Genomic DNA, 26,141 nt, shown 5'->3' with positions numbered 1-26,141 from the left:
TCCGTTTCTGCGGTAACGGCTACTTAGGGTTACGCCCTTACGGCGTGTCACTTTTGTAAAGGCACAAAAGTAACCAAAAGGCCTTCGCCCCAACACTCGGCACCTCGCTTAGGCTCGGTGTGCCCGAGATCAAGATCAAAAGCCAGAGCAACAGCAACAGCAACAGCGTAAAAGCAAGCAGTTGTGTAGATACCTATGCCCCGATGAGGGAGTGTCAGTTGATGCATCTGTAACTGAACCACTGCTATCGGGGGCAAGCCCCCTCCCACATTTGGACCGAGTTCGACTTAAAAACCCGGTCGGATCTAAAGCTGCCGCGCTCTTGCTTTTGATCTCGAATCGCCCCGTCAACCACGATGACCGGAACCCCATGGCATTTACTACCGCCACCCCACAAGAATTAAGTACGACCTGTGGCCCAACCCCCTCCCCGCCCAAGGAATCTACCGAATATCTCCAGCCCCCTTGCCAGCCTCCAACCCAGGTGGGATACAAGCAACCTGACACCGCACACACTGTTCTATGGAGGCTCGCCATGTCCGCCCTGCCACACCCCGCTTATGTCTACCGCCCGATGACCGTGGCCGACCTGCCAGCCGCCCACGCCCTGTCGGTGCAACTCAAATGGCCCCACCGCCTGGAAGACTGGGCGATGTTGCAAAGGGTCAGCGATGGCTTCGTGGTAATCGACGGCGAGCGGTTGATTGGCAGCGCGTTCACCTGCCCCCAGGGCGATTACGCCACCATTGGCCTGGTGATCGTCAGCAATGACTACCAAGGCAAGGGCATCGGTCGCCGGTTGATGGAACAGGCCATTGCCGCTTGCGGGGCACGCACACCGGTTCTCAATGCGACCCTCGCGGGTGCGCCGCTGTATGCCAGCCAAGGCTTTGTCGAGTTCGGTCACGTGCAACAACACCAGGGTCAGGTACAAGTGCCCGAGCGTCCAACGCTGGCCGAGGGCGAAAGCTGTCGTGCACTGAATGCTGATGACCACACTGCCCTGCTTGCGCTCGCCAAGGCCGCCAGCGGGCTGGACCGCCGCGAGGTACTGCGCGACCTGCAGGTAGAAAATGCCGTGGGTATCGAGCGCGACGGTCAGTTGCGCGGCTTCGCCCTGCTGCGACCGTTTGGGCGCGGTCGCTGCATCGGCCCGGTGGTCGCCGAAACCATCGATCAGGCCAAGCACCTGATCGCCACCCTGCTCGCCCAGGTACCGGACGCCTTTGTACGCATCGACATTCCCGTCGTCTGCGGTCTCAACGACTGGCTCGAACAGGCCGGCCTGAAGAACATCGACACCGTCGCGCAGATGGCCAAAGGCACGCCGCCCCAGGCCAGCCAGGGCGTATACCCCTTTGCCCTGATCACCCAGGCCATCGGCTGACTTTTCTACCGGAGCACTCGTCATGTCATCTCCCCAGATCCTGCTGTTGGCGCGCGCCGACGGCAGCCGCGTTGCCACGTCCTTCAACACGGGTGCCCTGAGCGCGCCGGACCCGTTCGGCGACCTCCGCCAGCTCGCCTGGCGAGGCGACGACGGCGTGTCCGCAGGCCTGGTGCCATTTAGCGGCGAAGTCGTGATTGAAGACTTCCCCCACAGCGAAACCCTGGTGGTGCACGCCGGGCATGTGGTGCTCAGCAGCGCTGACCAGACACTGGAACTGGACGTCGGCACCAGCGCGGTGATCGGCCGTGGCACACGCTTGACCGTGCGGGCGAGCGCCGGCAGCGTTTGGGCGTTCTGCGCGGTCGACCGGGCCGATGCCCCCGCGTGTCCGGGCCTGACCCTGCTCGACCGGTACACCCTGCTCAACCCTTCCGCGGCACCGGAACCGCAGATCCTGATCGGCCCTACCCCACAGTGCCGCGCCCTCAATCTGTTCGACGATGCCGTGACCGAGTTGCGCATCGGCATCTGGGACTCGACCCCCTACGCCCGCCATGGCCGCCCGCACAAACTGCATGAATTGATGCACCTGCTCGAAGGCAGCGTCACTCTGCAGGACACCGAAGGTGGCGAGGTCACGGTCAATACCGGCGATACCGTATTCGTGGCCAAGGGCGCGCCGTGCGCCTGGACCAGCACGGTGTATGTGCGCAAGGTCTACGCCGTTCAATAAGGCCCGGATCAGGCCTTCAGCGCGTCCTCAAGAAACGCCACCAATGCCTGTACGCGCGAGCTGCGAAGCTTGCGCGACGGCACCAGCAGAAGGATCGGTGCGCTGTCAAAGCTCCAGTCCGCCAACACGCGCACCAGGCTGCCGCTGGCCACGGCATCACTGACGTCCCACTGCGAACGCAGCACCAACCCCAAGCCCTGCTCGGCCCAGCGCCGGGCGACGCTGCCATCGTTGCTCAACAAGCCCAGCGCCTCGGGGCGCGAATCGAGGAAAAAACCGAAGTCGCCGACGTGGAAAAGGCCAATGGGCTGTTCCACGTCACCACCACCGACGGGCAGTTGTATGTCGCAGAGCAACTGTTGATTACCGCCGGCGCCTGGGCCGCCCGCTTATCCGAACGCTTCGGCGAGCCGGTGCCGCTGGAGCCCAACGGCGGCATCAGCCAATTTGCACGGGTCACGCAAGCAATCGGTCAGGTCGCACAGCCAGCCCGCGAGATTCAGCAGATTATCCCTTGCAGCGTTGAATAACGGCATCTTAGGGCAGGTGCCTTTTGTTAGCTTATCCAGACACAGGGCCGTGCTGTTCGCAGTGCCTATTACCGCTCTAGGGAGCCAGTTGGATGACCACACACCCTTCGAACAGCTACAGCATTGACCCGCACACGTCCCGGCAGTTTTACATCGACGGGCGCTGGCTTCCCCCTGCCATTGCGGCCAGCCTGCCGGTGGTCAACCCGGCCACCGAGGAAGTGGTTGGCCACGTCGCGCGCGGGTCGGCCGAGGATGTCGACCGCGCCGTCGCCGCTGCACGGGCTGCGTTTGCCGGTTGGTCCACGACCCTGCCTGAAACAAGAGCGCAGGTGCTGGGGAACATCCACGCGCTGATCCTTGAGCGCCAAGAGCAACTGGCCCAGGCGCTGTCCCTGGAAATGGGCGCTGCCATTGGTTTTGCCCGGGCGATGCAAGTGCCGCTGGCGGCCGAGCACGTGCGGGTCGCCCGTGACCTGCTGTCCAGCTATCGCTTCCAGACGGTGGAAGGCGGCACCGCCATCGAGCGCGAACCCATCGGCGTGTGCGGCCTGATCACACCGTGGAACTGGCCGCTGTATCAGATCACCGCAAAAGTCGCCCCCGCCCTCGCCGCCGGCTGCACCGTGGTGTTGAAACCCAGCGAACTGTCGCCCCTCAGCGCCCTGCTGTTTGCGCAATTGGTGCATGACGCAGGCCTGCCGCCGGGCGTGTTCAACCTGGTCAACGGCAGCGGTGCCGAGGTGGGCGCTGCCATGGCGGCCCATGCGGATATCGACATGATTTCAATCACCGGTTCCAACCGCGCCGGCGCGCTGGTGGCCCAGGCGGCGGCGCCTACGGTCAAGCGCGTCACCCAGGAACTGGGCGGCAAGTCCCCGAACGTGCTGCTACCCGACGCCGACTTCGCCAAGGCCGTGCCGCTGGGGGTGCTGTCGGCGTTTCGCAACGTCGGCCAATCGTGCAGCGCGCCGACGCGCATGATCGTGCCAAGAAACCGCCTGGCCGAAGTCGAAGCCCTGGCGGCGGCCACCGCCAATGCACTGATCGTGGGCGACCCGAATTCGCAAGACACGCAACTGGGCCCGATTGCCAACGAAGCCCAATTCAATCGCGTCCAGACCCTGATCCACGCCGGCCTCGACGAGGGCGCCAAACTGGTGTGCGGCGGGCCTGGACGGGTGGCGGGGTTCGACAAGGGTTTCTACACCCGGCCGACGGTTTTCTCCGAAGTGGACAGCGCCATGCGCATCGCCCAGGAAGAAATATTCGGCCCGGTGCTGTGCATCATCGCCTATGAAACGCTGGATGAAGCCATCGCCATCGCCAACGACACGGTCTACGGACTGGGCGCTCACGTCCAGGCCCAGGACCTGACACAGGCACGTGCCGTGGCATCGCGCATTCGCGCCGGGCAAGTGCACCTGAACTACCCCGCGTGGAACCCGATGGCGCCGTTTGGTGGCTACAAGCGCTCGGGCAATGGTCGGGAATACGGCGTCCATGGGTTTGAGGAATACCTGGAAACCAAGGCCATTGTCGGGTTTGGTGAGTAAACCACCGAGGGAGCGTCGCAACGGCGCTCCCTTTACCTGACGGTAAGCCGTCAGACCGGTTCGAGAAGTGGCCGTCTCGAAAAGGCGAAACGTCCGACATTAATTTTCTCCACGACATCATTACCCTCTCGACTCCCGCACACTCCGGAGTTAAGGAATGACCCTCGCCCTGTTCAAGGATGGTTTCCCGTCAGCCCACCGCACCACACGCCAACACATTGAAAACAGCCTCGACCTGCGGCGATTGTTCTTCGCCATAGACGCCGACCCGGCCTTGATCGGCGCGGGGGTGGTGTATATCGATGGGGATTTCAACGTGGTGGTATTGCGTGAGTTCCAGGCGATTTGCCGGGTGCAGCCGATCAAGCTGGTGCTGCGGGAAGCGCCGAGGTATGTGGGGCCGATGGAGTTCAAGCGAATGTTGGAGCATGAACCTCGGGAGTCGAGGTTGGCGGCGGAAGCTATCAATACGGCAATTGCGTGCACCGGAGTAGTGTTGAGTTGGATGGTCATCGCGAGTGGGGCTGCGCTGATGCCTTTTACAGCTGGTGCTAGCTCGATAATTTCGTTTATCGGTAAAGCTGCTGCCGTTGCAAGTACATTTCAATGCATCGGTGGCGCTCTACGGACAGCATCAGAGTTAGCCTTTGCGGAGGTTAATGACTACTTGGATAACGAGACGTGGTATGAGGCCGCAACAGCGGTGTTGGACGGTATTGCTTTGATGGGCGTTGCCAGCTCGGCATTAGTCACCGTGAAAGTCGTCACAACGACCACAAAAGCAACCGGAAAAACAGCTAGGCAAGTGCTTAGAGGCCTGACACGGCAAGAGCGGGCAAAATTGAACAATGAGCTGCTTAAAATCCGAGATCCAAGACTAACGACCAAGTTACTCAAGCTGGAAAAAACCTCCGGCAATGTGGCCAAACGTATCAGCGCTATTCAAATGCAGCGTGCAACTGCCGCACACAAAATGGACATAGCTGCGGCCTTGCTCGGTTTTACCAGCAGCACAGTCTCTGGGAACGTAAGAACTCTGGCGTTGGGCATCTACGAGGAAGTTAACCTATGAGCCAACAACGCAAGATAAAAGGTCAATATTACTCATCACTCTTTATTGAGGATCCTTGGCAACTCCTCAAACGGTTCATGCCCGTGATTGGAGGTGATGCATTGGCAGGGTGTTTCTCGATCGCGTTGACGACGATCCTGGTGATGCTTACGTATTTGCCTAATCACCCCGTAGAGTTTGTCGCCAAAACATGCTTTTTCGGCGCCGCGAGCTTGGGCGCAGTATTCGCCCTGGCCAAATACGAAGTGCTCTACGGCCGTATCCACTGGGTCTGGATAAACGTTGCGATCTACCTACTTTGCCTGCTGATATCCCTACCCGCCATATTGTGGCGCCCCAACACCTATCTGTACGCACTGGCCCTGCTCTGCCCACTTGTCGGCCTGCTCATTCTCAACAGCAAACGCTGCCGCGAACTACGACACAAATCTCTCGAACTGCGCCACAAACGCCAAACCATCATCGCAACTATGAAACAACAGGGTCGCTGGAAATGGTGGTGATCTTTCTACCGCACCCATTGAAACAGCGCTGTCGACAACAACAGCGCTCTCCCTGAGGCTCACCTACTCAAGCTTTGACGTTCTGCCGAATATTCCAGCCAAACTTCACAGCCCCGCCGTCCTTGGTGCCGTCCGCCTTCTGCGGCTGATAGCTGACGTCGACGGTGGCGAAGTTCAACGCGATGCTGTCGTACAACACATCATCGGCGGTTTCAGCACGGGTGCTGTAGGACACCACCATGACTTCCTTCAAGGTGATCACCAAGTACTCCACCGGGCTGGCTCCACCGGCCTTGCGCACCACCAGCTTGGCTTCGGGATAATGCTTGCCGGTGGCGCAGGCCATCATCAGGTTGGGGCTGGATTTATCCAGGGGTTTGGTCAGGTTCAGGTTGGCAAAGTCGGCCTTGCCCGAGCCGCCTCCCGTACCGGAATGCATCGAGCCGGTTTGCGACAAACCCCAGCCCCAGTTGGTGATGTCGATCTCGTCACGATGAGCTTGGTCCCGTGATTCGCCCTTGATATCGCCCAGTTTCAAAAACATATCGACTGCCATGTTGGCTCCTTGTCCTGTGGTACGTCGCAAGTGACGTGGGGCGCACTTTTCCTCAATCGGGAGCGGGCTTACAAGACGTCAAAACCGCTTCAGGAAGCGCCCGACTGCAAATGGCGAAGCTTCCGACATTCATCTCAGTTGCGGCGTCTTTACTCTCTAAGCTCCCAAAAAAGGAGTTAAGGAATGACCGTCGCCCTGTTCAAGGATGGATTCCCATCAGCCCACCGCACCACACGCCAACACATTGAAAACAGCCTCGACCTGCGGCGATTGTTCTTCGCCATAGACGCCGACCCGGCGTTGATCGGCGCGGGCGTGGTGTATATCGATGGGGATTTCAACGTGGTGGTATTGCGTGAGTTCCAGGCGATTTGCAGGGTGCAGCCGATCAAGCTGGTGCTGCGGGAAGCGCCGAGGTATGTGGGGCCGATGGAGTTCAAGCTCAAGCAAGCCGCACGTAACGCGCCAAAACGCATTCCAGCAACACAGATAAAACCAATCATCGCGACCCATCGCAATGATTCCATTGCAGCAGCACTGGGCCTCGCCAGCAGCGGTATGTCCGGAAACACCAAGACGCTGGCCATCGGTATCTACGAAGAGTTCAGCGAATGAAGAACCGCCGGGAGCCCCTTTACCTTATAGATCCTCGTCCTCTTTGGGCTCGTCACAGACTGGCGTTGTTTGGCGGTTTAATAGCCTTGTGCGTTTCGATTGCCAGCACCGCCACGCTGATGAATCTCACCTACTTCGCCCACGCATCCGATGAACTGACCCGTGATGCGTTCTTCATCACAGGCGGGATTGCGTGTGTGCTATTCGGCGTCGCGCAGAGCTTGGTCCTTCACGGTTATCCACGATGGGTGTGGCTTCAGGTTGGTGTGTTCATCATCGACTTGCTGCTCGTAATGCCAACAATTCTATACAGCCCCGATCACCTCCTTTTTACCCTTGCCTTACTAAGTCCGTTGATCGGGCTTCTATGCCTGAACAGCAAACGCCAGCGACAAATGCGCCGAGAGATGTTGGAAATCAGGCATAAACGCAAGGGCGTTATCGCGACTCTGAAACAACAGGGCCGCTGGAAATGGTGGTAATCCTCAAGCCGCCACACTTCGTGCCGCCGTATGCCGCTTCACCGGCACCGGCAGCCCCAGGTGCCCGCTCACCACAGAGTGATGATTCAGCCTTTGATGTTTGTGTAGATATCCATGTCCCACAGTTTTTAATCGGCTGTACGGGCCGCGATGGCTTCGACTTCCACCAGCGCACCAGGCAAAGGCAACGCGACGACTTGCAACGCCGTACGCGCCGGTTTGTTCGGCTGCTCCGGCGTACCGAAGAACTGCGTATACCCGCGCTGCAACCCGGCGAAATCCAGCTTGCCGTCGGTCTCTTCGGCGCCGACCAGAAACACCCGCAACTGCACGATGTCGCCCAGGTCCAGGTCTTGCTGGCGCAGGATCTGGCGCAGCTTGTTGAACACCGAAACCGTCTGCGCTTCAGTGTTGCCAAACACCCCTGGAACCGTTGGATCAGCCAGGTCCGGCAAGGTCCCGCTGACGAAAATCAGGCTGGCGGACGCCGGTACGGTGACGGTCTGCGAGATCGGGAAATCGCCGACGCTGGTGCGTTGAATACTGTCGCTCATGGTGTGTCTCCTTAAGAGGCGGCGAGTGCCGCGACCTGTCGTTGTTGGGTAACGCGTTCGGCCAGTTGCGCGATCACATGCCGCGCCGAGTTGGCCGCCGATTCCTGCCAGATGCCCACCCCGCTTTGCACCAGGCCATCACCGGCGAAATACACGCGGCCGTGGCCGGCTTCGAGCAGGCTGCTGGCGTCGGCCGGGAAGTGTTCGCGTTGCAGCCATGGGCCCTCGCTGAAGGGGATCTGTTCCCAGGTCACCGCCAGGGGGTGGCGCAGGTGTTTGGAATAGCCGGGATGCAGCAACTCCACGGCTTCCTTGGACGCGGCGTACTGCTCGGCGAAGGGTTTGGCACCAAATACATCGGCGCCCTCGCCCGTCACGTAGCCCGCCACCAGCAGGCCCTCGCGGGTGTTGAGGTCGTTACTCGGGTACCACAGCAGGCGCGCCGGATGCTCGATCCACGACAGGCCGCCGTAGGTGCGGTAGTCGGTTTCCCAGAAGCGCGGGGATTGCCACGCGACCTTGGTCGCCTGGTCGCTGCGGGTGCTGCGCAGCGCGGCTTTGATCGGGTCGCTGAAGTCAGTGTCGAGTTTGGCCAGCAGCGGCAACGGCAGGGTCGAGATCAGATAATCGGCACGCACCACCTGTTCGCGGCCGCTGTGCCGGTCGTGATAGGTCACCGCTACGCCGTCTTCCAATTGACGGATCTGGCGGACCACGGCACCTGGCTGCACATGGTCACGCACGCGCTGGTAGAAGGCGTCGGTGATGCGGTCCATGCCGCCGACCGGTTGGAACATGGTCGCCGAAAACTCCGGAAACTCGGTGTGCAGCAACGCGCCCCACAGCTCCGGGTGCAGCAGTTGATCCAGCGACAACGGGCTGCGACTGGCGGGCAAAGCGCCCGGATGTGCGGGAGACTCAAGGTGCCCCGAACGGATCGTGCCCTCGAAGGCCAATTCCTGGGACAAGTCGCCATACACCCGCAAAAACGCCAGCAACCGCGTGCGCTCCTCAACACTCAGCACATCATCGAGGGCATCACGTTGCACCGCTTTGGCCAGCAAACCGGACAAGTGCCCGCGCGCATCATTGATCGCCTGGCCGACGCTGAACGCCGGCTGTTGCACATCGGGCCGCACTTGCGCGCCATGGCTGCTGTTGACCAGCACTTCCAGGGGTACGCCCAGTTCGCTGCAATAGTCGAGGATCGTACGGTGCTGGCTGGGGATTCGTGCAGGACCTGCGTTGAAGTAATGCCCCTGGTCGAACGCCGCCGTTTGCGTGCGACCATCCTTGTAGTCCACGCGGTCGCCATGGCGCAGGGTCCAGGTGCGCCCGCCGACCCGCTCGCGAGCCTCCAGTACCTGCACGTCAAACCCGGCGCGGCTCAGCTCCAGGGCACTGACCAGCCCGGCGATCCCGGCGCCCAGCACCAGCACACGGGTGCCCTGCCCCAGGCCTTCCTTCAACTTCAACGGTTGCGGGCGGCGGTGCGATGACGGCCCCAATCCCAATACCGCCAGTGCATCCTTGACGGCTGTTTCGCCGCCTACCGCCGCAATGCTCGACAGCGCTTCACGTCGTGTCAGTCCCATGTCGATTGCTCCTTAATCCGGCAGGCCCGGTGGGTTGATCAGCGACTTGTCGACGCGCTCCACGTCCAGGCCCCAGCGTTGCAGCACCTGCTCGTATTGGCCGCCGACAATCGCGCCTTCCAGGGCGGTGTGGATCGGTTTGACCAGGCCGTTGTCCTTGCGCGTGGTCACGGCAATATCCGCCTGCAACGGCCAGCCACCGTTGACCGTGCCGACACGCTTGATGCCACCGGTGATTGCCGCCGAATAGGCGTAGACCGAGTTAGGCCCGAACAGCGCGTCGCTGCGTCCGGACTGCACCGCCAATTGCGCGGCAGCCTGGTCGTCGAAGTACTGCAACAGCGCGGGCTTGAGGCCGGCCTTTTCGTTTGCTTCGTTCCAGGCCAGCAGGACTTTTTCCTGATTGGTGCCGGAGCCGACGATGATCTTCAGCCCGGCGATGTCCTCGGCCTGTTTGATCTCGGTGATCTTGCTGGTGGCCTTTACGTAAAACCCCAGCACATCCTGGCGATAAGTGGCGAAGTCGAAACGCTTCTTGCGCGCCTCGGTCACGGTGACATTACTGATCACCGCGTCGTACTTGCCCGAGCTGACGCCCAGGGGCCAATCCTCCCAACTGGTCTGCACCACGTTGAGTTGCAGGCCGAGGCTGTCAGCCACCAGTTGCGCGGTGTCGGCTTCGCTGCCGATGGTGGTCTTGTCATCGCTGGCCAGCAGCGCCAGGGGCGGCCCGGCCACGCCGGACACGGCCACGGTGAACTTGCCCGGCTGGGCGAACTTGAAGCCCGGCGGGATCTGCGCGATAGCCGCCTCGTTGCGTGGCACATGGATGCGCACGCGGTCGGGGCTGAGGTCGACCTGTTGCACGGCAAACGCGCTTTGCGCGGTACTGACGGCAAGCGCCAATAAGGCCACGCGAGCAGTGGTGATAAACATGGGCAGTCTCTCCTTGAACTAAAGCACCTTGCCGAGAAAGGCCTGGGTGCGGGGATGTCGGGGTTGGCGGAAGATCTGTTCGGGCGGGCCTTCTTCGATCAGTTGGCCGTCGCAGAGAAACACCACGTGGTCGGCCACTTCGCGGGCAAAGCCGATCTCGTGGGTGACGATCACCAGGGTCACGCCCAGTTGGGTCAGGCCCTTGATCACGTCGAGGACTTCACCCACCAGCTCGGGGTCGAGGGCCGACGTGGGCTCGTCGAACAGCAGAACCTTCGGGTCCAGCGCCAGGGCGCGGGCGATGGCGACGCGCTGTTGCTGGCCGCCGGAAAGCTGGCGCGGATAGGCATCGGCCTTGTCCGCCAGGCCGACCTTGGCCAATAGCTCAGCCGCCTTGGCCGGCGCCTCGGCCTTGCTCCAGCGTTTGTGGGCCAAAGGCGCTTCGGCAACGTTTTCCCAGGCGGTGAGGTGCGGGAACAGGTTGAAGTTCTGGAACACAAAACCCACGTCGATGCGACGCTTGAGAATCTCGCGTTCCTTGAGTTCGTACAGCAGGTCGCCCTTGCGCCGATAGCCGACGTATTCACCGTCGATGGTGATGTGGCCGCTGTCGATTTTCTCCAGGTGGTTGATGGTGCGCAGCAAGGTGGACTTGCCCGAGCCGGACGGCCCGAGAATCACCGTGACCTTGCCCGGGTCGATGGTCAGGTCGATGCCCTTGAGCACCTGCTGGCTGCCAAAGCGCTTGCCCACGCCCTGGATCTGGATACGTCCTGCGCGCGCTTCACTCATGGGATTTCTCCTTGAGCCAGCCGCGCAGGCGCTGCAACGGCGTGGGCGGCAGCACCCGTGCCGTGCCCCGAGCGAAATGCCGCTCGACGTAATACTGGGCGCTGGTGAGCACGATGGTAATGATCAGGTACCACACGGTAGCCACGATCAGCAGCGGGATCACCGCCTGGGTGCGGTTGTAGATGACCTGCACGGTGTAGAACAGCTCCGGCAAGGCCAGCACGTAGACGATGGACGTGCCCTTGACCAGGCCGATGATTTCGTTGAACCCCGACGGCAGGATCGAACGCAGCGCCTGGGGCAGGATGATCCGGAAGATGCGTCGTGATGCGGGCAAGCCCAAGGCTGCCGCCGCTTCATGCTGGCCGGCGTCGACACCGATCAGGCCGCCGCGAATGATCTCCGCCGCGTAGGCTGCCTGCATCAGGCTCAAACCGAGGACCGCCGTGGTGAACTGGCTGAGCACGTCCACCGTCGACCACTCGGCAAACACCACGCCCGTGAACGGCACGCCGAGCACGATGTGGTCATACAGGTAGGCAAAGTTGTACAGGATGATCAGCACCAGCAACGCCGGCATCGAACGGAAAAACCAGATGTAGCCCCAGGCCAGTGCCGCCAGCAGCGGCGAGCCCGACAGCCGCGCCAGGGCCAGCGCCGTGCCGAGGATCACGCTGAACACCGTGCTCAGCAGCGTCAGCAACAACGTCTGCCCCAGCCCGCGCAGCACCGACGGCGAGAAGAACCACTGGCCAAACACGCCCCACTCCCAACGCGGGTTGGTGGCCAGGGAATGCGCAATGGCGAGCAGCACCAGCGCGGCAAAGATCGACCCGGCCCAACGCCACGGATGGCGGGCGGGCACCACTTGCAGGGCTTTGATCGGTGTGGCGACACGGGCCTGGCGAACCACGCGGGGTGGGTCAATCAGGTCATAGGGTTTGGCGACGATAGGCATGGTGTATTCCTCGGCCTCAGAAGGCATAGGTCAAGCGGGTGTAGTAGTACCCGCCGGTGAATCCGTAAGGCGAATAGGTGCCGTAGCTGCTGACCATGGTGCTGCTGGGCACGCCTTGTTTCTTGGGGTAGACGTCGAACAGGTTCTTGGCGCCGATGGCCACGTTGAGGTCTTTGGTGAGGTTGTAGCCAAGGTCGAGATCGGTGATCCATTTGGCCGCGTAGACCCGGTCGAGGCTGCGGTCGGCAGAGACGTTGACCTCTTTGTAGGCGCCGTAGCGGGTCAAGGCCAGGTTGAGGTTGAAGCGGCCGAAGCTCCAGTCACCGCCCAGGATCAGCTTGGTGCTGGGCTGCACGCCGGTGATCAGGTTGCGTGCCTGGCGATCCATCAGGTCGTAGGACGTGCCCAGGATCGTGGTGGATTCCTTGTAGTTGAGGATTTTGGTCTGGTTCCAGTTGAACGCTGCGGTCCACTTCAGCGCGCCGTATTGGCCCAGGTCCTGGCTGTAGTTACCGACCAGATCGAGGCCTTTGGTGCGGGTGTCGGCGCCGTTGATAAAGTACTGGCCGCCGGAGGTGGAGGTGATGCCGTTGCCTTGCAGCACCTGGGTAATTTCCGGGCCGAGCAAGGTGCCGGTCAGGGTGATGCGGTCACGCAGGTTGATCACGTAGGCGTCGGCGGTAAAGCTCAGGCGGTCGGTGGGCGTGAGGGTGAAACCGAGGCTGAAGTTGGTCGAGCGCTCGGGCTTCAGATCCTGGGCGCCCAGGGCCTGGGCCGCCGCCGAGCCGGTGGGCAGCACGCCGTAGTTGATTGACTGATACACCCCGTCCACCACGCCATAGGTGGTGGAACGCGCACTGAACAGGCTGTTGGCCAGGGACGGCGCACGGAAGCCATTGCTTACCGTGGCACGCACCGCGAATTGCGGTGTGAAATCGTAGCGGGTGGTCAACTTGCCGCTGCGGGTGGCGCCGACGCCCTGGTTGTAATGCTCGTAGCGAAACGCGGTGCCCACGTACCAGTCCGGCACCGGGTTGAAACCCACGTCGACGTAGCTGGCCAGGCTGTTGCGCGAGGCGCTGCTTTCTTCATCCGGTGAAATGCCGTTGGTGACCTGCGCCCCGCTTGACGCGCAATTGCCCGGCGCCACGCAGTAGCCGCCGTTGGCGTAGGACTCGTAGTCACCGGCCTGCACTTCATAGGTATCGCGCCGATGCTCGAAGCCATAGCTCACATCCAGCGGCTTTTGCAGGCCGATATCGAAGCCGCGCTTGAAGTCGAGGTTGGTGGTCAGCTCGGTGCTGATCCAGGTACCGGAGGTAAAGCTGTTCGGCGTGGCCTCGCCCAACGACGGGTTCTGGTTATGGGTGGTGCCCTGCTCCGCTTCGTTGCGCCCGTAAGTGGTGGACAAATCCCAGTCCCACTCGCCGACGGTGCCTTTGCCGCCGAACGCGGCCTGGAAGTCGTCTTCGTCGATGTACCAGGTCGGCGTGTAGCCGCCGGGGTAGCCATTGGGCCCGGTGGTGATGGTGTTGGTGATGGTCGGCAGGCGGAAATTCTGCCCCTGCTCGGCCTTGCGCCGCGAATAGGTGGTGAACGAATACAGGCTCAAATCGTCGTCGATCGGCAGCTCGGCGTTGTAGCCCAGGGTCAGCAGGTTGGTCTTCGGCGTGCCGTAGCCGCCATAGGTGGAACGCCCCGCCTGCTCATAGGCTTGGGCATAGGTGTAGCCGTTGGCGCTGGCCTTGTTGTCATCGTTCTGGCTGCGCGCATCCAGTGCCAATTGCACGATGCCGCCGTTGCCGATTTCAAAACCCTTGTTGAGGCTTTGTTGCACGGTCTGCTTTTTGCCGTCGTAGCCAAGGCCCGCGTTGGTCACCGACGTGCCGCTGGTATCGGCCTTGAGGATCACGTTGATCACCCCGGCAATGGCGTCGGAGCCGTACTGCGCGGCGGCGCCGTCGCGCAGCACTTCCACATGGTCGATGGCGCTGATGGGGATCAGGTCCAGGTCGGCCGGCGCGGCGCCAGTGTTGATGCCGTTGATGTTCAACGTGGCCGCGGTGTGGCGACGTTTGCCATTGACCAGCACCAGCACTTCGGCGGCACTCATGCCCCGCAGGTTGGGAGCGCGGGCAATGCCGCTGGCGTCCCAACCGGTTTTTTCCGGCAGGGTGAGCGATGGGATCACCGCACTCAACGCCTCCATCAAACCGGGCTTGCCGGTACTTTGCAGTTGCTTGGCGCTGACCACATCAATCGGCACCGGGCTGCTGGTGACCGTGCGCTGCTCGGCGCCACGGTTGCCGGTGACCACCACGGTGGACAGGGTGCTGTCGTCCTGGGCGTGGGCGGCGTTGGCCAGGACGGCCAGTGTCAGGAGGGTGGTGGGTTTCAGCGTTTGCTTCATGGGCGTGCCTGTCTTTCCAAATCGCGAAGTCGGGCACTCACGCGGCGGGGCGCGGTGCTCGGTTTTTTTGGGCGTGTTGCGGCAATTTGGGGTTAGGGCGAGTGCGGGGGTTGAATTGGCAACATACGTTGAACTCCCTTCCAACGATTCTGCTGCGGGGGATGATCACCCGGTTATGGCGCGCAGAATCTTGATTACGCTGGGTACCATCCGAGGTCAGGGGTAGGCTGTTGCGATCAAACATAACGGAATGGGTTGGGGAAATATAATGCTGTTTTGGTATAAGCTAATATTCTCTAATTTTATTATTTTTTATATTTTTTATTCATTTAAATAATGTTTTTTTGGGATCCAGCATGATCAACAACGCATTGAAGGGAGAATTCCATCAGGAAAAGGCAATGAGTTTATGGAGAATTGCTGCGTTTTCGGCGGATTGAAAGCGCAGTTGAACGTCTATCTGACACGCAGAAACGTATATCCAACAGATATACTCGTATAGACATAAGATACACAGGCACCTTACTATCCACCCGAGGAGGCTAAGACCTGAAAACAACCCTTCCAAGGTGGGACCCCAGCATGGCTGCAATTACTGAAAAACCCAAACCCGTTCCGATCAACATGAGAGCGGACGAAAGAAAGCGCAACCTGATCGATCTGGCGGCGGCCCTGTCCGGTCGGGATCGGACCAGCTTCATTCTGGAGGCTGCTTGCCAAAAAGCAGAAGAAGTCATCCTGGATAAGCGTCTGTTCCTTCTTGACGACGTCGCATTTGACGCATTCGAACAGGCCATGGATGCCAACCCGATACGAGGTAACGAATGCCTGCATCAACTTCTCGAAAGACCCAAAAGGTGGAGCTGAGGGCCCCCGAAAAGCTGAACGGCGAACACATCCTGGATCAATTCGATTCAGGTGAACGGTCGATCGACGATTACCTGCAAAGGCAGGCGCGTAAGGCTCAGGCAGCCAAACAAGCTGTGGTTTACGTCGTCTGCCGCAAGGACACCTCGATTGTCATGGGGTATTACACGCTCTCGAGTGGTTCCATCGCCCGCGCGAATGTCGCCCCGAAGAACCATCAACGCAATTCGCCAAGCGTTCATCCTGTAACCCTGCTGGGGCGCATGGGTATTACTCAAGCGGCTCAAGGCCAGGGCTATGCCATCGACCTGCTGCAGGACGCCATTGAGCGCGCCATCAGCGCCTCGAATGCCATCGGGTCCAGCGCACTGATTGTTCATCCACTGAACGAGCGCCTTTCGAGCTTTTATACCAAGTACGCAGGGTTCATACCGTGCCCAGGGCTATCGCCGATTACGTTGATGTTGCCGCTTCGCTAGCCAATGACATTGCCATCGCAACATAGATCTCTACGCAACTTCATCAGGATAATCCGTAGATAGCCGTTACCGCAGCAACGGATATGTACTCGGTCAGATCCAACATTCTGGTCGGCTGTCAGGCCGCGTGTGTGTGTCTGGTGTACTCGGTTAAAAATGTGGGAGGGGGCTTGCCCCCGATAGCGGTGGTTCAGTCACCGTCTGCATCAACTGACACACCGTTATCGGGGGCAAGCCCCCTCCCACACTTTTGACCACGTTCCTTCAGTTAGCCGGCTTCAACAGCTGCATCTGCTGCCGATAATCATCCGTCACCTGCCTGGCCTGGCTGCTGCTGGTAATGACCCTAGGTGTAATCAAAACAATCAGTTCGGTCCGATCCTTGGACTTGCTGGTATTCCCAAACAACCACCGCAACCCAGGAATCTTGCCCAGATACGGCACCGCACTCACCGACTCCGCGTTGTCCTGCTTGATCAACCCCCCCAACAACACCGTCTGCCCACTCTGCACCGCCACCTGGGTCGACACCGAGCGCGTGGAGATACGCGGGTTCGTCGGCGTATCGCTGCCAGTGGACGCCTGGTCCTGTGCATCACTGACCTGTTGTTGAATATCCATGTACACCAACCCACCCGGATTGATCCTCGGCACTACATCCAGGATCACCCCGGTCTGCACATATTCAACACTGCTCAACGTGGTGTCTGAAGTACCGGTATTCACAGTGGTCTGGCTGATGGGAATGTTGTCCCCCACCTGAATCTGCGCCGGCTGGTTGTTCATCACCACCAGCGACGGCGCCGACAGCACCTGGGTGCGGCCATTGGTTTCCAGGGCATGCAGCGCCACTTGCAGGTTGGAGCTGACGAAGGAATAGAACAACGAATCCGCCGCCCCCAACCCGGCCCCGCCACCGCCCAGTGCACCTTGGCTGCCGGAGGCGTTGGCCACGGTGGTGCTGGTGGAATTACCCGCCAGGCGTCCCAGGTACCACTGCACGCCGAGGTCCAGTTCACCGCTGAGTTTGACCTCAAGAATGCGCGTCTCGATCTGCACTTGCAGCGGCGGATTGTCGAGGCGTTTGATCGCCGATTCGATCTCTTTCCACTGCACCGGACGGGTGCGCACCAGCAGTTGGTTACTGCTTTTCTGCGCGGTAATGCGCGTGCCGGCGTCGAGGCTTTTGGCCGGGGCGCCTTCGGTGGTTTGCGGTTCGGCGCTGTCTTCGGCTTCGGGCTCCTGCGCTTCGTCATCGACCACCGGCTGGGTAGTGTTCAGCCCACCCGGTGTGCTGCCGGACGTGCTGTTGGTGCCCGGCGACGACAAGGTCGCGGTGCGCAAACCGGGGGCGACCTTGGCCGGGGTGTCGTCCTTGATCGCGCCGCTGCCGTAGATCTGCCGCAGGTACTTGGCGAGGTCGCTGGCCTTCATGTTGCGCACGTCGTACACGTACATTTGCGGCTCGTTGCCGCCGCCTTCGTCGATGGTGTGAATCCAGTCGCCGACTTCACTCAAGTATTGCGGTTGCGAAGAAATCGCTACCACCGAGTTGGTGCGCTCGATCGGCAGGAATCGCACCATGCCCGCCAACGGCATGCCGCTGTCGGGGCCGAACATCTTTTGCAGTTCGGGCATCAGCTCGGCCACCGAGGCCCGTTGCAGGCCGAACACGCCGACGGACATGCCTTTGAGCCAATCCACGTCAAAGGTGTCGATGGTGTCCTGGTAGTTGGCCAGTTCCTCGGGGGTACCGGCCAGGCTCAGCACATTGCGCGCCGGGTCCACCAGCAAGAATGCATTTTCCCGGGCGAACGGCTTGAGCAGTTTCTGCATTTCAGTGGCAGAGATGTAGCGCAGTGGAAACAGCCGCGCCGACAGGCCGCTGGACGGTTGCGACACACGCATTTCCGGCACTAGCTTGCCCGCCACCGCCTGGTTGGCCGGCAGGATCACATAACGACTGCCCTGCTTGATCATCGCGTTGTCGGTCCAGGACAGCAGGGTTTCCAGAATCGACAATGCCTGCTGTTCGTTCACCGGTTTGGAGGTGGAGAAGCTGACGTTGCCCTTCACGCCCTGGGCGATGCTGTAGTTCTCATGCAGCAGGTCGCCCATCACGCTGTTGATCACCGCTTCAATCGGCTGGTCGGCAAAGTTGAACACGATGTCGCCGCCCTCCTCCTTCGCAGACGCCGCCGCAACCGGTTGGCGCACGAACTGCTGATTGCCGCGAATCAGTTGGCGCTGAGGCGGCGTTTTTGCCTGGGGCTGGCCGTTGTCGACCGGGGTTTGTTCACTGGCCGGGTCCACGGGCGGACGTTGTGAGCCGGTGCCCTGCATCGCTTCGTGCAACAGGGCCTCGTCCGGGTCGAGGTGCTCGGGGAATGTCCCGCAGCCACCGAGGGCGACGGCGGTGGCCAGGCAAAATGCGGTGGTGCGCAAGGCGCCAGGGAAAGTATCGATCAAGGGGTGGACTCGTGAGGAAGGGTAATCGGCGGTGTGCTGGACGGCGGCGGCAAACGCAGGGCCCGCAGGCTCAAGGTCTGGCTGCGGCCGTCAAGTACGAAACGGGCGTCGCGGGGGGTCAGGTGTTCCAGGCGCCAGCCGTTGGGCAGGGTCTGGTCCTGGTGGACTTTCAAGGGTGGGCCGTCGGCGCGCTTGAGCAAGGCCACGCGCAGGTCACCGTCGAGGACGATACCAGTCAGCGTGAGGCTCGACAGGCTGGAGACAGCGCCTTGGCCCACCGCGCGGTCGGGGCTGCGGTCGGGGCTGAACAACGGCGCCTGCCACGTACCGGCCAGGCTGTCCAGGGTTGCGCTCGGGGCCACCAGCACCTTGGCCGAGGCATTGGCGCGGCTATCGGGCGCGGGCGGCGGTAACCACTGCGGCGCGTCGCCGAGGCTGCTGAGGATGCCGGCCATGAGCACACCCAACAGCCCGGCCACGCCGATCAAACCCCATTCCAGGGGACGCAAGGTGCTGATCATCGGCGCACCTGCGCGGCGGCGGCCGGTTGCAGGTAGCCGCGCACCAACAGGTGCACCACCAGCTTACCGGCGCCGCCACTGGCGGGGGCGTTCGGGGCGCGGCGGATGCTCATTTCATCGACAAACAGAAACGGCCGCTGGTACTCCAGCTCATGCAGGATCGCGGTCAAGGGCTCGATGGCGCAGTTGAGGGTCAGGCTGACTTTGACTTGGCGATAGGGCTCGGCATCGTCCTGCTCAGGGGTGATGGGCATGCGCTGGGTCAAGCTGCAGCCGCCACCGAGGCCGGCGCGGCTGTTGATCAGGTCGGCGATGCGCTGCATCAAGTCGGCGGCCACGGCGCTGGGGTCATCGCCGGGCAACAGGCTGGTGCTGCTGGCTGGATCCTGGCGCGCTTCTTCGAGTTGCTGGCGCAGGCTGTCGCCCTGGCGCAACACGCCGGCGTAGCGCTGTTGCTGTTCGCGCAGTTGCTCGGCCTGTTCGCCCAAGGTGCGCAACGGGCCGGCAAACCAGCTGTCGATCAACAGCCAATAGGCGGCGCCGAGCACCAGCGCGAGGGCGATCAACGCGGCGCCACGGCGTTCACGGGGTGTCAGTGGTCGGCGCATCGGCGGCCTCCTGGTGCAGGTGGGCGCGCAAGGAAAACTGATCCTTGCCGGTTTGCGCATCGGGTTGGATCACCCCTTCGAACTGGGCGTTTTCCAGGCTGCGGCAGTTCTTGATGCGGGTGATCAACGCGCTGGCCTTGGCGCTTTGCCCGGAGAAGGACACGTCGGCGCCGTCGTTGACTTCCAACTGGTCGATCCAGGTGTCGGGCGGCAGGCAGGCGGTCAGCTCGCTGAGCAGCGCGGCCAGGGGCGGCTGCGCGGCCTTGCGGCGGATCAAGTACTGCGCGGCGCCGCGGGTATTGAGCAGTTGCTGGCGCAGGGCCTGGACTTCGGCGACCTGGGCGCGCTGGGACTGCACGCTGTGTTGCATGGCGTCGAGTACGCGCTGGCGATCGTTGAGCCACAGCAGCATGGCGGCAATCAGCAAGGCGCCGCACAGCCACGGCAGGCTGCGTTGCAGGCCCTTGCCCGCCGGGCGCTGGCGCGGACGCAACGGCGCCGGCAGCAGGTCGATGCCCATGGGCACGCCGGCGCTGTCGCAGACATCCACGGCGTGGGGTTGCAAGCCAAGTGCCGCGCAGTCGTCGAGGATCTGGTCCAGGCGCTCGCGCAGGATTGCCACCAGCGTCACCTGCAGATGGGTGGCTGTGCGGCGTTCCTGGCGGGCGACAAAGTACAGCTGGGCGGCGTCGAACGGGGTGAAGCGGTCCAGTTCATAACCGACCACCGTCGACAGGTTGCGCGCGGCGGCCACCGGCAATTGCAGGCTCTGCACCAGCACCGCGTCTGGTGCCAGCAACAACACCTGGCGTGCCTCGCCAGGGAGCTTTTGCACAGGCGCAGTGAGCGGCCACGGGTAGACGCGCTCGGGCATGTCATGGGGCAATAACCAGCCAGGCAGGCAGCCACGCAGCTCCTTGAGCCACAGGTCCCAGCCCTGTTGCAACAGGCTGCCTTGCCAACGCTGCACGGCGGGCTCCAGGTATTTATTCATTCTTGCCAACGTAGGACTCGATAAGGTTGTGCGCTGCCTTGCGCGGGGCTCAATAACACCGTGGCTTGCAGCTCGGCGTGGTAACCGCCGGGGCGTTGGGCGCGGCTGCTGACCACCAGCACATCACCGGGGTCGGCACCCACCGCGCTGGCGTGTGGCAGGTTGAGGGCGTGGCGCATCAACGGGCTGGCGAAGGCCGGGTCGGGCCGGTCCAGGCCACTCCACAGGCTGATTTCCGGCACCAGCGCGCTGTACAGCGCCTGGGTCATGCCCGGCAACTGCCGGACTTCTTCCACCACCCGAAACGGCGCCAGGCCTTGGTTGCGGCGCATCTCCAGGTCCCTGGCCAATTGCTTGGCCTGGGCCTGGGTGGCACCGCAGGCCAGGGCCAGGCGAGCAAAATCGCCCACCTCGGCGCTGTTGAGGTACAACTTGCCGCGCTCGCTGCGCAGGCTTACGTGCAACTGCGCGTCGTCAAACACCAGCGGGATTTCACGCCCGTCGGCAATCCATTGCTTGCGCTGCGACGGGTCGGCCACGGCTTGCATCGCCAGCGCCACGCCCGCCTCTGCCGCCAGCACCGCCTGGGTATGCTGGCGATGCCATGCGGCCTGGCGGGTTTCCAACTGCACCCAGCCGGCCAATCCGCCGAGCAACAGGCTGAGCAAGGCCAGCACCCACAGCACCAGCAACAGCGCCACACCGCGTTGATGCCTGATCATTCGGGCGCCCCGCCGGACAGGTTCAAGCGCAAGGCCACCACCTGGGTCACCCACGGCACCGGACCGTTGACCCGGGCGGCAATCCGCACCGCGTAGGGCAGGCGCTTGGGCCACGGCCACGCGCTGATCCAGCCGGTGGCCTGACCCTTGGGCGACAGGCCGCGATAGCTCAATTGCAGGTCTTCGACGCCCCTGATCAACACCTGTGGCTCGCTGCGCGAGGCCGGTACGCTGACTTGCGCCAGGGACTCAAACCGGGCGAACGCCACCTGCAAATCACGCGGCGCCTCGGGCCCGGTCAGTTGCAGGGTGAAACGCTGAATGCCGCCGCCGAGCACACCGGGCAGGGTCGCGACAAACTGCATGCGCTGCGGCTCGCCTGTGAAAAAACCATCGACCTGGCTGTCGTCCTCGGTCACATCCAGCGGTAACGCCTCGCTGATGGCGGTGCGCAAAAACTGCTGGGCGGCACGCATTTCGTCCAGGCTGACCGTGTAACGCTGGGCCTTGAGCACCGCGCGATTGGCACCGAGCAACGCGCCACCAACCAACGTCAGCAACACCCCCAGCAGGCTGAGCACAATCATGATTTCGAGCAGGGTAAAGCCCTGCTGGCGAGGCTTCACAAACCGGCCCCGGCAGCACGCAGTTTCAGGGTGCTGAACTGCGCCTGGCGCGGGCCTTCGCTGACGCTCAGGTCCAGGCGAAACAGGTGCGCCTGGCCGATGCGGCTCGGCTGTTGGGCAATGCGCAGTTGCCAGGCGACGCCGTCCATTTCGCCCTGGCGCGTGCCGCTCGCCAGCGGGCCCGTGCCCTCCTGATCCATCACGCTCAAGGCCGCATGGGTGAGGCGGTCGCTATGGGCCACCTGCAACAGCGAGCGCGCACTTTGGCCAAAGGCGACCAGCAGCACCGTGCTACAGATCGCCATCAGCGTCAGCGCGGCGAGCATTTCCAGCAGGGTGAAACCGCGCTGGTGCTTCATCGCAGGGCCCTGGACTGGACGCTGCCGGTCAGCCAGCCAATGTCGATGCGCCAACGCCGGCTGCCGTTGGCCAGTAGCAGGTTGCCGCCGGTGGAGCTGCCATCGGGATAGAAATCCACTGCCGAGCCCGCTTGCTCGGCGGTGTGCAGGGTCACTTGCAAACCGGCCGGCCAGTGCTGTTTCGGGCGACCGGGCGCCTGGACGCTCAAGTTGCGCAAATCGAAAACGGTACTTTCCGTGGTGCCACTGACAATCGCCCGCGCCCGCGTGCTGCGCAGCGCCTCGACGATCTGCCCCACCGCCTGGCGCTCTTTCGCTGCGCGCAGACCTTGTTGCAGGCCAAACCCGACCAACCCGGCCGCGATGCTGATCAAGACGATCACCACCAGCATCTCCAGCAGGGTAAAGCCGCGTTGGGCGCTGGCCATGGGTTATTCCCAGTTGCCCAGGTCGGCGCTGTAGCCTTCGCCGCCGGGTTGGCCGTCCTGGCCGTAGAAGATCAGGTCGAACGCGCCGTGCTCGCCGGGGAAGCGATAGCCGAAGGCATGGCCGAACGGGTCCTTGAGGTCCGACGGCTTGGCGTATGGCCCGGCCCAACCGGCGCTGTTGCCGGGTTTTTCGACCAACTGCTGCAGGGTCTTGGGCGGTGAGCCGATATCCAGCCCGTAGCTTTCGATTTTCATCGACAGGCTGGCCAGTTGCGCTTTGCCCGCGCCGTATTTGCCCTTGTCGACGTTACCGCCGACCTGGCGCACCACAATGGTCGCGACGATGCCCAGCAGCACGATGACGGCAAGCATTTCCAACAGGGTGAAACCGCTTTGGCGGCGTGCAGGTTTTGAGCGCATGGGAGTGGGTCCTCGGGGGTTCATATATGGCTGGTCAGGCTCATCAGCGGCAGCATGATCGCCAGCATGATCACCGCCACCAGCACCGCCATGACCACGGTCAGGGACGGCACCAGCGCGGCGAGCAGGCGGTCGATGCCGCGTTTGGCTTCGACGTCGAACACGTCGGCGACCTTGAGCAGCATGCTGTCCAGTTCGCCGGCCTGTTCGCCGACTTCAATCATTTGCAGGGCCAGGTCCGGCAGCAGTGGCTGCGTGCCAAAGGCACTGGCCAGGGTGCCGCCGCCCTTGACCGACTCGGCGGCCTGGGCGACCTGCGCTTGCAGGGCACGGTTGGTGCAGACCTGGCGGGCAATGACCAGGGCTTGCAGCAGGGCCACGCCGTTACTGAGCAAGGTGCCGAGGGTGCGCGCCAGGCGGGCGGCTTCGACCCGTTGCAGCAGCGGGCCGATGAGGCGAATGCCCAGCACGCGGCGGTCGTAGCGTTCACGCCGTTGGGGATCACGCAGGCGAGCGAGCAACCCCCAGATGCCGACGATCAGCCCAGCCAACACCGCCAGGCCATAGGCGCCGAGGAACTGGCCCAGCCCCAGGATCACTTCGGTGATCAACGGGATCGGAACGCCCAGATCCTTGAAGATCGGCACGAACTGCGGCACGACATACGCCAGCAACAGCGCCAGGGAGCCGAGCACGCCGACCACCAGGAACGCCGGATAGATCAGCGCGTTGATCACCTCGCCCCTCAGCAACTGGCTGCGTTCCAGGTAATCACTGAGCTGGCGCAACGTATTTTCCAACGCGCCACCCGCTTCCCCCGCACGCACCATGCTCAGGTACAGCGGCGAGAACTGGCTGCCCTCCTCTTCCAGGGCTTTGGACAAGGGCTGACCGGCCTTGACGTGTTCACGAATGCGCTCGATCAACGCACGGGTCTGGGGCTGGCCGGGCTGCTTGAGCAAGATGCCCAGGGAGCGCTCCAACGGCTGCCCGGCGCCCAGCAGCGTGGCCAGTTGCTGGGTAAAACTGACCAACGCCGCGCCGTTCAGCTGCCCGCGCCCAAACGCGTTGCGCAGCCCTTGGGCGCCGGCCACATCAATGTGCAATAACAACAAGCCGCGCTTGTGCAGCGCGGCGACGGCGGCGTCCTGGTCCTTGGCTTCCAGGGTGCCATTGTGCGGGGTGCCCTGGCTGTCGAGGGCGCGGTATTTGAACAGGCTCACGTGCCCTCCCCGCGTGTCACGCGCAGCACTTCTTCCAGGGACGTGACCCCGGCCACGGCCTGACGCAGGCCTTCTTCATGCAAGGTGCGCAGGCCACCACGACGGGCGGCCTGCTCCAGCGTGGCGGCGTCAGCCTGGCGCATCAGCAGGCTGCGCAGTTCCTCGTTCATCACCAGTAATTCGGTGATTGCACTGCGCCCGTGGTAGCCACCGCCCGGTGCGTCGGCGCGAGGGCGATAGAGCAGGATCGGACGCTGCTCGGTAAAGCGCTCCAGGCCGTGTTCGGCAATCAATTCCGCCGGCGCTTCGAAGGCTTCGCGGGTGGCCGGGTCGAGGCGGCGCACCAGGCGCTGGGCGAGGATGCCGTTGACGGTCGAGGCGATCAGGTAGCTCTCCACGCCCATGTCCAGCAGGCGCGTGATGCTCGCCGCCGCGCTGTTGGTGTGCAGGGTGGACAGCACCAGGTGGCCGGTGAGGGAGGACTGGATGGCGATGCGGCAGGTTTCCAGGTCGCGGATCTCGCCGATCATGATCACGTCCGGATCCTGACGCACGATCGAGCGCAGCGCGCTGGCAAAATCGAGTCCGATGGCCGGTTTGACCTGGATCTGGTTGATGCCTTCGAGCTGGTACTCCACCGGGTCTTCCACGGTGATGATCTTGCGCTCGGCGGTATTGAGCCGCGACAGCGCGGTGTACAGCGTAGTGGTCTTGCCCGAGCCGGTCGGGCCGGTGACCAGCAGGATGCCGTGGGGGCGTTCGAGTACTTCGAGGAAGGTTTCCAGGCGCTGCCCGTCGAAGCCCAGGCTCTGGAAATCGAACTGCACCGTCTGGCGATCCAGCAAACGCATCACCACCGATTCACCAAAACTGGTGGGCACCGTGGACACGCGCAAATCCAGTTCCTTGCCCTGGATGCGCAGCATGATCCGCCCGTCCTGGGGCAGGCGGCGTTCGGCGATGTCCAGCCGCGCCATGATCTTGACCCGCGAAATCACCGCCGCCGAAGAGCTGGACGGCGGCGCCTCGGCCTCGTGCAGCACGCCGTCGATGCGGTAGCGCACCTTGAGCTGGTTTTCGAAAGGTTCGATATGAATGTCCGAGGCGCGATGTTCCACCGCGCGCTGCAGGATCAGGTTGACCAGGCGAATCACCGGCGCTTCGGAGGCCATGTCCTTGAGGTGTTCGATGTCTTCCAGCGCACCGCCCTGCTCGTCGAGGTTTTCGATCAGGGTGCCCATGGCCGAGCGGCCCTGGCCGTAGTAACGCTCGATCAGGCTGTCGACTTCGTTGCGCGGCCCCACCGAGAGCCACACCGGCACGCCGCAGGCATAGGCCATGGCCTGGAACGGATAGACCAGCGCCGGGTTGGCCGCCAGCACCCGCAAGCCGCCCTGGCTCCAGCCCACGGGCACCACCTGATAATGGCGCATGAAGCGCTCGGTCAAGGCAGGCAACGGGTCAAGCAACGGTGGCGCGGCGTCCGCCAGTAACAGCGGTGCGCCAAGCAGGTCGGCCCAGGCGCGGGCCAGTTCCACTTCAGAGACCAGCCCAAGCCGCGTGAGCAGGCCGAGCAATTCGGCGTCGTCCGACTCCTGGGACAGGCGCCGGGCGCGTTCCAGATCAACGGTTTTCAAGCCGGCGTGCTGCATCAGCCATGCGCAGACCTGTTCGGTGTGCGGGATGTGCATGTCGCAGGCGTTTATGGGCGTTGAGGGGCTTGGCATGGGTGACTATCTGAGG

At 62.6% G+C, this 26,141-nt stretch carries 26 protein-coding genes and 3 pseudogenes; 10 read left to right on the top strand and 19 right to left on the bottom strand.

Translation table 11 applies throughout. From position 1 onward, the window contains the following. The first annotated feature begins 535 nt into the window (after positions 1 to 535). Both EJD88_RS19215 and EJD88_RS19210 read left to right on the top strand, forming a co-directional pair. Complete coding sequence (locus EJD88_RS19215; protein ID WP_158878762.1) at positions 536 to 1,387, top strand: GNAT family N-acetyltransferase; 852 nt, start codon at positions 536 to 538, stop codon at positions 1,385 to 1,387. 22 nt (positions 1,388 to 1,409) lie between these two features. After that, the gene (locus EJD88_RS19210; protein ID WP_158878761.1) at positions 1,410 to 2,123 is read left to right on the top strand and encodes a cupin domain-containing protein; all 714 of its coding nucleotides are present in this window, start codon (positions 1,410 to 1,412) and stop codon (positions 2,121 to 2,123) included. 8 nt (positions 2,124 to 2,131) lie between these two features. Here the strand turns inward: EJD88_RS19210 and EJD88_RS19205 are convergent. Beyond that, a pseudogene (locus tag EJD88_RS19205) lies at positions 2,132 to 2,365 on the bottom strand (LysR substrate-binding domain-containing protein); the annotation flags it as partial. On the opposite strand from EJD88_RS19205, the pseudogene EJD88_RS19200 reads away from it, so the two are divergent. The 4 genes and pseudogenes from EJD88_RS19200 to EJD88_RS19185 form a co-directional block, all read left to right on the top strand. Beyond that, positions 2,363 to 2,557: pseudogene (locus EJD88_RS19200) on the top strand (FAD-dependent oxidoreductase); the annotation flags it as partial. The pseudogenes EJD88_RS19205 and EJD88_RS19200 sit on opposite strands and share 3 nt — an antisense overlap. A 188-nt stretch (positions 2,558 to 2,745) precedes the next feature. Continuing rightward, a complete protein-coding gene (locus tag EJD88_RS19195) occupies positions 2,746 to 4,209 on the top strand; it encodes an aldehyde dehydrogenase family protein (protein WP_158878760.1) in 1,464 nt (487 codons plus the stop codon). Positions 4,210 to 4,366: 157 nt separating this feature from the next. Next, the gene (locus EJD88_RS19190) at positions 4,367 to 5,281 is read left to right on the top strand and encodes an NAD synthetase (protein WP_158878759.1); all 915 of its coding nucleotides are present in this window, start codon (positions 4,367 to 4,369) and stop codon (positions 5,279 to 5,281) included. Beyond that, positions 5,278 to 5,784, top strand: coding sequence for a hypothetical protein (locus EJD88_RS19185; RefSeq protein ID WP_099586554.1), 507 nt, complete (start codon positions 5,278 to 5,280; stop codon positions 5,782 to 5,784). Before EJD88_RS19190 ends, EJD88_RS19185 begins: the two co-directional genes overlap by 4 nt. 67 nt (positions 5,785 to 5,851) lie before the next feature. Here EJD88_RS19185 and EJD88_RS19180 read toward each other — a convergent pair whose 3' ends face one another. Beyond that, positions 5,852 to 6,340, bottom strand: coding sequence for a type VI secretion system tube protein Hcp (locus EJD88_RS19180; RefSeq protein ID WP_112196070.1), 489 nt, complete (start codon positions 6,338 to 6,340; stop codon positions 5,852 to 5,854). 183 nt (positions 6,341 to 6,523) lie between these two features. On the opposite strand from EJD88_RS19180, the pseudogene EJD88_RS27585 reads away from it, so the two are divergent. Together EJD88_RS27585 and EJD88_RS19170 are read left to right on the top strand one after the other, a co-directional pair. Next, positions 6,524 to 6,781: pseudogene (locus EJD88_RS27585) on the top strand (NAD synthetase); the annotation flags it as partial. Positions 6,782 to 6,951: 170 nt separating this feature from the next. Continuing rightward, positions 6,952 to 7,437, top strand: a complete 486-nt coding sequence (locus tag EJD88_RS19170; RefSeq protein WP_244653911.1) for a hypothetical protein — start codon at positions 6,952 to 6,954, stop codon at positions 7,435 to 7,437. Positions 7,438 to 7,565: 128 nt separating this feature from the next. Here the strand turns inward: EJD88_RS19170 and EJD88_RS19165 are convergent, their stop codons facing one another. From EJD88_RS19165 to EJD88_RS19140, 6 genes are read right to left on the bottom strand one after another with little or no spacing between them, the layout of a single operon-like run. Then, positions 7,566 to 7,991: a RidA family protein gene (locus EJD88_RS19165; protein ID WP_158878758.1), complete on the bottom strand. Its 426-nt coding sequence runs from the start codon at positions 7,989 to 7,991 to the stop codon at positions 7,566 to 7,568. 11 nt (positions 7,992 to 8,002) lie between these two features. Further along, positions 8,003 to 9,586 carry an FAD-dependent oxidoreductase gene (locus EJD88_RS19160; RefSeq protein ID WP_158878757.1) on the bottom strand — a complete coding sequence of 528 codons (1,584 nt, stop codon included), beginning with the start codon at positions 9,584 to 9,586 and terminating at the stop codon, positions 8,003 to 8,005. Positions 9,587 to 9,598: 12 nt separating this feature from the next. Beyond that, positions 9,599 to 10,522, bottom strand: coding sequence for an ABC transporter substrate-binding protein (locus EJD88_RS19155; protein ID WP_158878756.1), 924 nt, complete (start codon positions 10,520 to 10,522; stop codon positions 9,599 to 9,601). Positions 10,523 to 10,540: 18 nt separating this feature from the next. Next, the gene (locus tag EJD88_RS19150) at positions 10,541 to 11,314 is read right to left on the bottom strand and encodes an amino acid ABC transporter ATP-binding protein (protein WP_158878755.1); all 774 of its coding nucleotides are present in this window, start codon (positions 11,312 to 11,314) and stop codon (positions 10,541 to 10,543) included. Then, positions 11,307 to 12,272: an amino acid ABC transporter permease gene (locus tag EJD88_RS19145; protein WP_158878754.1), complete on the bottom strand. Its 966-nt coding sequence runs from the start codon at positions 12,270 to 12,272 to the stop codon at positions 11,307 to 11,309. Before EJD88_RS19145 ends, EJD88_RS19150 begins: the two co-directional genes overlap by 8 nt. Before the next feature lie 16 nt (positions 12,273 to 12,288). After that, the gene (locus tag EJD88_RS19140) at positions 12,289 to 14,682 is read right to left on the bottom strand and encodes a TonB-dependent siderophore receptor (RefSeq protein WP_158878753.1); all 2,394 of its coding nucleotides are present in this window, start codon (positions 14,680 to 14,682) and stop codon (positions 12,289 to 12,291) included. Positions 14,683 to 15,264: 582 nt separating this feature from the next. On the opposite strand from EJD88_RS19140, the gene EJD88_RS19135 reads away from it, so the two are divergent. Together EJD88_RS19135 and EJD88_RS19130 are read left to right on the top strand one after the other, a co-directional pair. Further along, positions 15,265 to 15,549 carry a DUF1778 domain-containing protein gene (locus tag EJD88_RS19135; protein WP_158878752.1) on the top strand — a complete coding sequence of 95 codons (285 nt, stop codon included), beginning with the start codon at positions 15,265 to 15,267 and terminating at the stop codon, positions 15,547 to 15,549. Beyond that, positions 15,507 to 16,028 (top strand): GNAT family N-acetyltransferase, encoded by a 522-nt coding sequence (locus EJD88_RS19130; RefSeq protein ID WP_099586544.1) that lies wholly within the window; start codon positions 15,507 to 15,509, stop codon positions 16,026 to 16,028. The genes EJD88_RS19135 and EJD88_RS19130 overlap by 43 nt, the downstream gene beginning before the upstream one ends. A gap of 264 nt (positions 16,029 to 16,292) precedes the next feature. On the opposite strand, the gene gspD is transcribed toward EJD88_RS19130, so the two are convergent. From gspD to gspE, 11 genes are read right to left on the bottom strand one after another with little or no spacing between them, the layout of a single operon-like run. Beyond that, entirely contained in the window at positions 16,293 to 18,497 is a 2,205-nt protein-coding gene (gene gspD, locus EJD88_RS19125; RefSeq protein ID WP_158878751.1) for a type II secretion system secretin GspD, read from the bottom strand. Next, entirely contained in the window at positions 18,494 to 19,018 is a 525-nt protein-coding gene (locus tag EJD88_RS19120; protein ID WP_099586542.1) for a general secretion pathway protein GspN, read from the bottom strand. The genes gspD and EJD88_RS19120 overlap by 4 nt, the downstream gene beginning before the upstream one ends. Next, on the bottom strand, positions 19,015 to 19,626 hold the full coding sequence (gene gspM / locus EJD88_RS19115; RefSeq protein ID WP_112196079.1) for a type II secretion system protein GspM: 612 nt from the start codon (positions 19,624 to 19,626) through the stop codon (positions 19,015 to 19,017). Before gspM ends, EJD88_RS19120 begins: the two co-directional genes overlap by 4 nt. Beyond that, on the bottom strand, positions 19,601 to 20,620 hold the full coding sequence (locus EJD88_RS19110) for a PilN domain-containing protein (RefSeq protein ID WP_112196080.1): 1,020 nt from the start codon (positions 20,618 to 20,620) through the stop codon (positions 19,601 to 19,603). The genes gspM and EJD88_RS19110 overlap by 26 nt, the downstream gene beginning before the upstream one ends. After that, complete coding sequence (locus EJD88_RS19105) at positions 20,617 to 21,342, bottom strand: general secretion pathway protein GspK (RefSeq protein WP_112196081.1); 726 nt, start codon at positions 21,340 to 21,342, stop codon at positions 20,617 to 20,619. Before EJD88_RS19105 ends, EJD88_RS19110 begins: the two co-directional genes overlap by 4 nt. Beyond that, positions 21,339 to 21,968, bottom strand: coding sequence for a prepilin-type N-terminal cleavage/methylation domain-containing protein (locus tag EJD88_RS19100; protein WP_158878750.1), 630 nt, complete (start codon positions 21,966 to 21,968; stop codon positions 21,339 to 21,341). Before EJD88_RS19100 ends, EJD88_RS19105 begins: the two co-directional genes overlap by 4 nt. Beyond that, positions 21,965 to 22,327 carry a prepilin-type N-terminal cleavage/methylation domain-containing protein gene (locus EJD88_RS19095; protein WP_099586538.1) on the bottom strand — a complete coding sequence of 121 codons (363 nt, stop codon included), beginning with the start codon at positions 22,325 to 22,327 and terminating at the stop codon, positions 21,965 to 21,967. Before EJD88_RS19095 ends, EJD88_RS19100 begins: the two co-directional genes overlap by 4 nt. Beyond that, positions 22,324 to 22,755 (bottom strand): type II secretion system protein, encoded by a 432-nt coding sequence (locus EJD88_RS19090; protein ID WP_158878749.1) that lies wholly within the window; start codon positions 22,753 to 22,755, stop codon positions 22,324 to 22,326. The genes EJD88_RS19095 and EJD88_RS19090 overlap by 4 nt, the downstream gene beginning before the upstream one ends. Positions 22,756 to 22,758: 3 nt before the next feature. Beyond that, positions 22,759 to 23,175 carry a type II secretion system major pseudopilin GspG gene (gspG, locus tag EJD88_RS19085; RefSeq protein ID WP_158878748.1) on the bottom strand — a complete coding sequence of 139 codons (417 nt, stop codon included), beginning with the start codon at positions 23,173 to 23,175 and terminating at the stop codon, positions 22,759 to 22,761. A 20-nt stretch (positions 23,176 to 23,195) separates the two neighbouring features. Further along, positions 23,196 to 24,398 (bottom strand): type II secretion system inner membrane protein GspF, encoded by a 1,203-nt coding sequence (gene gspF / locus EJD88_RS19080; RefSeq protein ID WP_158878747.1) that lies wholly within the window; start codon positions 24,396 to 24,398, stop codon positions 23,196 to 23,198. Next, positions 24,395 to 26,089, bottom strand: coding sequence for a type II secretion system ATPase GspE (gspE, locus tag EJD88_RS19075; protein ID WP_160385074.1), 1,695 nt, complete (start codon positions 26,087 to 26,089; stop codon positions 24,395 to 24,397). The genes gspF and gspE overlap by 4 nt, the downstream gene beginning before the upstream one ends. Positions 26,090 to 26,141 lie beyond the last annotated feature (52 nt).

Source organism: Pseudomonas sp. PB105 (genome assembly GCF_009764655.1).
GTDB classification, from domain to species: Bacteria; Pseudomonadota; Gammaproteobacteria; order Pseudomonadales; family Pseudomonadaceae; genus Aquipseudomonas; species Aquipseudomonas cyclaminis.
This window is presented reverse-complemented; position numbering and strand designations above follow the sequence as displayed.

What these genes read in the sequence shown, in the direction of transcription:
- EJD88_RS19190 (WP_158878759.1), top strand. Translation starts at nt 4,367, where the DNA reads ATGACCCTCGCCCTGTTCAAGGATGGTTTCCCGTCAGCCCACCGCACC.
- gspM (WP_112196079.1), bottom strand. Translation starts at nt 19,626, where the DNA reads ATGCGCCGACCACTGACACCCCGTGAACGCCGTGGCGCCGCGTTGATC.
- EJD88_RS19170 (WP_244653911.1), top strand. Translation starts at nt 6,952, where the DNA reads ATGAAGAACCGCCGGGAGCCCCTTTACCTTATAGATCCTCGTCCTCTT.
- EJD88_RS19180 (WP_112196070.1), bottom strand. Translation starts at nt 6,340, where the DNA reads ATGGCAGTCGATATGTTTTTGAAACTGGGCGATATCAAGGGCGAATCA.
- EJD88_RS19105 (WP_112196081.1), bottom strand. Translation starts at nt 21,342, where the DNA reads ATGATCAGGCATCAACGCGGTGTGGCGCTGTTGCTGGTGCTGTGGGTG.
- EJD88_RS19195 (WP_158878760.1), top strand. Translation starts at nt 2,746, where the DNA reads ATGACCACACACCCTTCGAACAGCTACAGCATTGACCCGCACACGTCC.
- gspG (WP_158878748.1), bottom strand. Translation starts at nt 23,175, where the DNA reads ATGCGCTCAAAACCTGCACGCCGCCAAAGCGGTTTCACCCTGTTGGAA.
- EJD88_RS19160 (WP_158878757.1), bottom strand. Translation starts at nt 9,586, where the DNA reads ATGGGACTGACACGACGTGAAGCGCTGTCGAGCATTGCGGCGGTAGGC.
- EJD88_RS19155 (WP_158878756.1), bottom strand. Translation starts at nt 10,522, where the DNA reads ATGTTTATCACCACTGCTCGCGTGGCCTTATTGGCGCTTGCCGTCAGT.
- EJD88_RS19185 (WP_099586554.1), top strand. Translation starts at nt 5,278, where the DNA reads ATGAGCCAACAACGCAAGATAAAAGGTCAATATTACTCATCACTCTTT.
- EJD88_RS19140 (WP_158878753.1), bottom strand. Translation starts at nt 14,682, where the DNA reads ATGAAGCAAACGCTGAAACCCACCACCCTCCTGACACTGGCCGTCCTG.
- EJD88_RS19165 (WP_158878758.1), bottom strand. Translation starts at nt 7,991, where the DNA reads ATGAGCGACAGTATTCAACGCACCAGCGTCGGCGATTTCCCGATCTCG.
- EJD88_RS19135 (WP_158878752.1), top strand. Translation starts at nt 15,265, where the DNA reads ATGGCTGCAATTACTGAAAAACCCAAACCCGTTCCGATCAACATGAGA.
- EJD88_RS19090 (WP_158878749.1), bottom strand. Translation starts at nt 22,755, where the DNA reads ATGGCCAGCGCCCAACGCGGCTTTACCCTGCTGGAGATGCTGGTGGTG.
- gspE (WP_160385074.1), bottom strand. Translation starts at nt 26,089, where the DNA reads ATGCACATCCCGCACACCGAACAGGTCTGCGCATGGCTGATGCAGCAC.
- EJD88_RS19150 (WP_158878755.1), bottom strand. Translation starts at nt 11,314, where the DNA reads ATGAGTGAAGCGCGCGCAGGACGTATCCAGATCCAGGGCGTGGGCAAG.
- EJD88_RS19120 (WP_099586542.1), bottom strand. Translation starts at nt 19,018, where the DNA reads ATGATCAGCACCTTGCGTCCCCTGGAATGGGGTTTGATCGGCGTGGCC.
- EJD88_RS19210 (WP_158878761.1), top strand. Translation starts at nt 1,410, where the DNA reads ATGTCATCTCCCCAGATCCTGCTGTTGGCGCGCGCCGACGGCAGCCGC.
- EJD88_RS19095 (WP_099586538.1), bottom strand. Translation starts at nt 22,327, where the DNA reads ATGAAGCACCAGCGCGGTTTCACCCTGCTGGAAATGCTCGCCGCGCTG.
- EJD88_RS19110 (WP_112196080.1), bottom strand. Translation starts at nt 20,620, where the DNA reads ATGAATAAATACCTGGAGCCCGCCGTGCAGCGTTGGCAAGGCAGCCTG.
- EJD88_RS19130 (WP_099586544.1), top strand. Translation starts at nt 15,507, where the DNA reads ATGCCTGCATCAACTTCTCGAAAGACCCAAAAGGTGGAGCTGAGGGCC.
- EJD88_RS19145 (WP_158878754.1), bottom strand. Translation starts at nt 12,272, where the DNA reads ATGCCTATCGTCGCCAAACCCTATGACCTGATTGACCCACCCCGCGTG.
- EJD88_RS19215 (WP_158878762.1), top strand. Translation starts at nt 536, where the DNA reads ATGTCCGCCCTGCCACACCCCGCTTATGTCTACCGCCCGATGACCGTG.